The following is a 4530-nucleotide window of genomic DNA, read 5'->3' as shown; positions in this document are numbered from 1 at the left end:
GGCTGCGCGCCGCGATGGTGGCTGCCACACCGCCTTCCACGTCATTGTTAACGATGCCACCACCGATGCTCAGGTGATCGCCATAGATACGGCCCGTGCCCACGTTGTTCAGCGTTCCCACGTTCAGTTCCGTGTTGATGCCATCGATCACGCCGCGGTTGTTCAGCACGCCACCGACATTGACGCGCGTCGTGCCCGCATTGATGTCGCCCGTGCTGGCATTGTCGAAATTCGCCGCGCCCAGGGTCAGGGTGGTACGCGCTTGAACCTTCCCTGCATTGGTCAGCAATCCGCCAATGGTGATATCCGCATTGCCATTGGCCATGATCTCGGCACCTGCGTTCAGCGTAAAGTTGCCGGCCAGGTCCAGCGCCAGATCCTTCTGCGACAGCACCTTGCCGTCGCCGCTCAGGCTGCCCGCGCGGATGTCGGTGCGCTGGCCGCCGATAATGGTGCCGCCCGAGTTGATCACGGCCAATCCCCGGCCGGGGCCCGTGTCCTGCAGTGCCAGCGCGCCACCGGCGCTGAGCATGCCCAGGGTGTTGTTGACGCTACCCGCGCTGTTGATCGCCAGGTTGCCGTCCGCGCGCACCGCGCCCTGCACATTGCTGACATTGGCACTGTTCAGGGTCACATGGATGCCTTCGATACCCTGGTTCGCGCCCAGGGTGCTGGCATTGTCGATTCCGCCGCCCGTCACGGTGACGGCCGCGCCGGAGCGGATCAAGCCTTGCTGGTTGTTGATGCTGCCGCCACCGGCGTTCAAGCCGATATTGCCCAGCACCTGGATTTGCCCGCCCTGGTTTTGCAAGCCGCTCAGGGTCAGGTCCAGCGCCGACTTGCCGACGACCTGGCCACCACGGTTATCCAGCTGGCCCACGTTGCCCGTGATGTTACCGGCCGCGCCCAGATAGCCGCCCGCATTGTTCCAGCTGCCCGTTTGCAAGCTCAATCCTGCGCCGCTGCTGATGCCACCGGCACTGCCGGGATGGCGCACGGCATACGCCCCCGCATTGGTGTTGAGCAAGGCGTTGCCGTGCGTATCGATGTTCATGGCGCCGCCCGACTGCAGCAAGCCGCCATCATTGTTCAGGATGCCCGTCTGCAAGTTGACGGTTCCCGTGCCCGCCAGGGTACCCTGCGTGTTGTTGAACAGCTGGCCACGCGTGTCGAGCGTGACGTTCGCGCCCGCAATGGTCCCCTGCACGTTCGACAGGCCGCCGTTGCGCAAGATGATGTCGCCACCCGCTTGCATGGTGCCGCCATTGTTGACGGTCGCGCCGGTAGAGATCATTTGCAACTGGCCCTGTACCGAGGCCAGCTTGCCGCCGGCGCTGTTGTCGACGCTGGCCGCGTTCACAGTCATATTGCCCGTGGCGGCCAGCAAGCCGCCCGCATTGTTCAATGCCTGCGCCACGTTCGCCGTCAGCTGCCCGCCCGCCGTGGCGCTACCGCTCTGGTTCTGCAGATTTCCTGCGCCCAGCACGACATTGCCGCCACCGGCGATGGCGCCGCCTTGGCTGTTGTCCAGCACGTTGTTCGCCGTCACCGTCAGGTTGGCGGTACCGGCCGCCTGCAGCTTGCCGCCCTGGTTGTTCAGGCTCGGTGCAACAATCGTCGTGTTGCCATTGCTGGCGATCGTGCCGCCGTGATTGTCCAGACTGGTCGTCAGTTGAATACTGGTATCGCCTTTGCCCAGCTGCGTCAGGTTGCCGCCGGCATTGTCCAGGGTGCTACCCGTCACGCTCAGTTGCTGCGCGATGGTGCTGGCGTTGCGATGGTCGATGGCGCCGGCTGTGACGACCAGGGCGCCATTGCCCGTGATCTGGCCGCGCAGGTCATTGAGCTGCGTGGCTTGCAGGCTCAAGGTACCGCTGCCCGCGTGTTCGATCTTGCCATCCGTATTCGTCAGGGTGGCTGCCTTCAGTGTCAAATTGGCGCTATTGACGGCGATGCGGCCGCTCGTGTTGTCCAGCATGCCCGCTGGCGATGTCAACTCGATGACGGTGTTGCCCGTTCCCGTTTGAACGATGCTGCCCTGCTGGTTGTTCAGGTTGCCGATTGTGACGGCCAGCTGGCCGGCGCTGATATCGCCGCGCTGGTTGTTCCAGGTCTGGCTATTCGCACCGGTCTTGATCGTCAAGGCACCCGGCGTAGTGACCACGGCGCCGCTGGTGCTGACATCGCCTGTTGTCGCCGTCAGACTGATATTGCCAGCACTGCTGCGGCTGCCGCCGAGGTCGACGCTGCCGCCGCCCAACACGGCATTGCCTGCCGCCAGCACCTGCCCGCGGGCACCCAGCGCCTGCTGCGCCGTGACCTGCAGATTGCCGCTGGCCTGCAAACTGCCATCGGCTTTCACGCCAGCGCCGATCAGGCTGGCCGCGCCGCTGTTGATGCTATTGGCGCTGATCGTGTTGTTGCCCTGGGCCAGGATCACGCCGGCATTCTCCAACGCTCCGCTCACCTTCAGCACCTGTTCTCCGCCGGCAAACAGGCTGCCGCTGTTGCGCACGCTGCCCGCCGTTGTCGTCAGATTGCCGCTGGCAACGATGCTGCCCTGTTCACTGAGCAACTCGTCCATGCTCAATTGCGCATTGCCGCCTGCCGCCTGCAATTGGCCCAGCGTATTGTCCACCTTGCCACCGGCCACTGTCAGGTCGCGCCCGGCAATGATCACGCCGCTGGTATTGTCCAGCTTGCCCGTCGCCGCCACATTAACGTCCTGCGCGGACGCAATACGGCCATGGTCGTTGAGCAACTCGCCCGTTTCCACGCGCACATTGCCATTCGCTTCGATCTTGCCGCCGCTATTGTCCAGGCGCGTGCTGGCCAGCACCGTTGCCGTACTCGTGCCCAGCTGCGTGATCTGTCCCTGGCGATTATCGAGAACGCCAGCAGAGACGTTCACCTGCTGCGCCAGCAGGCTGGCGTTGCGGTGATCGATGTAATTGGCCGCCACGCCCAATGCACCGTTGCCCGTGATCTGGCCACGCTGGCCGTACAAATTCGTCGCGCGGATCGCCAGCGTGCCCGTACCCGCATGTTCGATCTTGCCATCCACATTCATCAAGTCGCCCGCCTGCAGGCGCAGATTGGCGCTGTTGACGGCGATGCGCCCGCCCGTATTGTCCAGCTTGCCCGTTTCGATGACCGTATCGCCGGTGCCCGTCTGTATCAAGGTGCCCTTGGTATTGTCCAGGTTGGCAACGCGCATGGCCAGCTGCCCGGCGCTCAGGCTGCCGCCCTGGTTGATGAGTGCCTGCCCATTGGCGGCATTCGCCGTGATGGCCAGCACGCCATTGGTCGACACGACCGCCTTGCTGGTCGTCACATTGCCTGTCAAGGCCGTCAAGCCGATGTTCGCCGCGCTGGTCTGGCTGCCGCCCACATCGACCGACGCGCCCGTCAATTGCAACTGACCAGCCGCCATGTTCTGGCCGCCAGCCTGCAAGGCGCCACGGGCCGTCACCGTCAGGTCACCGGCCGAAGCAAAGCTGCCATCGGCGCGCATGCCTGCCGCCAACAATCCATTACCGTTCAGACTGCCCGCCGTGATCGTCGTATTGCCCAGGGCAGCCAGCGAGCCTGTATTGCTGAGCAAGCCACCAATATCCAGGGTCTGGTTGCGCCCCGCATACAGCACGCCAGCGTTCAGCACGTCGCCGCTGACTTTGGCCGTGATATCCGTGCCCGCGCTGAGCGTGCCTTGCGCATTACGCACGCTGGCCGCATCAAGGCTCAAGGCGCCGATCCCTGCCTGCAACAAGCCGCGCGTATTGTCGATAGCGCCGCCCAGGTGCAGATCGGTCGCCGCCGCGATCACGCCGTCGGTGTTGACGAGCGCACCGGTGCTGACGATGTCGGCGGAAGTGGCCGACGTGATCTTGCCCTTGCTGTTGTCCAGGCTCCCTGTCTGTACCGACAACACGCCATTGCCGGCGATTTCACCACTCGTATTGTCGAGCAATCCTGTGACGGCGACCGTCATGCCGCCCGCGCCCGTCTGCAGCAAATGGCCGCCCCGGTTGCTCAGACTGTCTGCTTGCACGCTCAGGGTACGGCCTGTGGTGGTGGCGTTGGCATGGTCGAACAGACCGGCCTTGAGATCGACGGCGCCATTGCCGATGATGCTGCCGCTTGCGCCCTGCAAGTTGGCCGCCGTGATGGCCAGAGTGCCGCTGCCGGCATGCTCGATCTTGCCGCCCGCATTCGTCAAGGTGGCCGCGCCCAGGGTCAGGTCATTGCTATTGACGGCGATGCGCCCGGCGCTGTTGTCCAGCTTGCCCGTCTGGATAACGGTGTCGCCCGTGCCCGTCTGTATCAGTGTGCCCTTGGTATTGTCCAGCTTACCCACGTGCAGATCGAGTTGGCCAGCGCTGAGTTGCCCTTCCGTATTACGCAAGGTATCTTGCGCATGGATCGTCAAGGCGCCAGGCGTGCTGACCACGGCTTGATGCGTGCTGACGTCGCCAGTGCGTGCCGTGAGATTGATCGTCGCTGCACCGGTCTGGCTGGCAGACAAGTCCA

1 protein-coding gene is annotated in these 4530 nt (G+C 64.2%); it reads right to left on the bottom strand.

Annotation, left to right across the window (positions count from 1 at the left end):
• On the bottom strand, positions 1–4530 hold a 4530-nt coding region (locus ACQ4WY_RS28165), incomplete at both ends, for a beta strand repeat-containing protein (RefSeq protein ID WP_436506913.1).

The sequence above is a fragment of the Janthinobacterium salmonicoloratum genome (assembly GCF_051380845.1).
Classification (GTDB): Bacteria; Pseudomonadota; Gammaproteobacteria; order Burkholderiales; family Burkholderiaceae_D; genus Janthinobacterium; species Janthinobacterium lividum_F.
The sequence above is the reverse complement of the archived record's forward strand: the minus strand, read 5'-3'. Positions and strand labels throughout refer to the sequence as shown.